General features: G+C 64.7%; 1 protein-coding gene. It reads right to left on the bottom strand.

The window, feature by feature from the left end:
- Position 1: 1 nt before the first annotated feature.
- Positions 2-612 (bottom strand): EF-Tu C-terminal domain-related protein (locus tag AC0L2Z_RS35410; RefSeq protein ID WP_473630646.1); only part of this gene is annotated, 611 nt, incomplete at its 5' end.

Here is a 612-nt window from a genome sequence, read left to right as displayed (position 1 = left end):
ATTACTCTTTGATGGTGACGACGATGCCGGCACCGACGGTGCGGCCGCCTTCACGGATGGCGAAGCGCAGCTTCTCTTCCATGGCGATCGGCACGATCAGCTCGACATCGACGGTGATGTTGTCGCCCGGCATCACCATCTCGGTGCCTTCCGGCAGCGACACGATGCCGGTCACGTCGGTCGTGCGGAAGTAGAACTGCGGCCGGTAGTTGGTGAAGAACGGCGTGTGACGGCCGCCCTCGTCCTTGGTCAGGATGTAGGCTTCAGCGACGAACTTCTTGTGCGGCTTGACCGTGCCCGGCTTGGCCAGAACCTGGCCGCGCTCGACACCTTCACGGTCGACACCGCGCAGCAGCGCGCCGATGTTGTCGCCGGCCTGGCCCTGGTCGAGCAGCTTACGGAACATCTCGACGCCGGTGCAGGTCGTCTTGGTGGTCGGACGGATGCCGACGATCTCAAGCTCCTCGCCGACCTTGACCACGCCGCGCTCGACGCGGCCGGTCACCACCGTGCCACGACCAGAGATCGAGAACACGTCCTCGATCGGCATCAGGAACGGCTTGTCGAGCGGGCGAACCGGCGTCGGGATGTAGTCGTCGACCGCAGCCATCA

This window comes from Mesorhizobium sp. WSM4850 (assembly GCF_055811735.1).
Note: the sequence above shows the minus strand (reverse complement) of the source record. Positions and strands in the feature narration are given on the sequence as shown.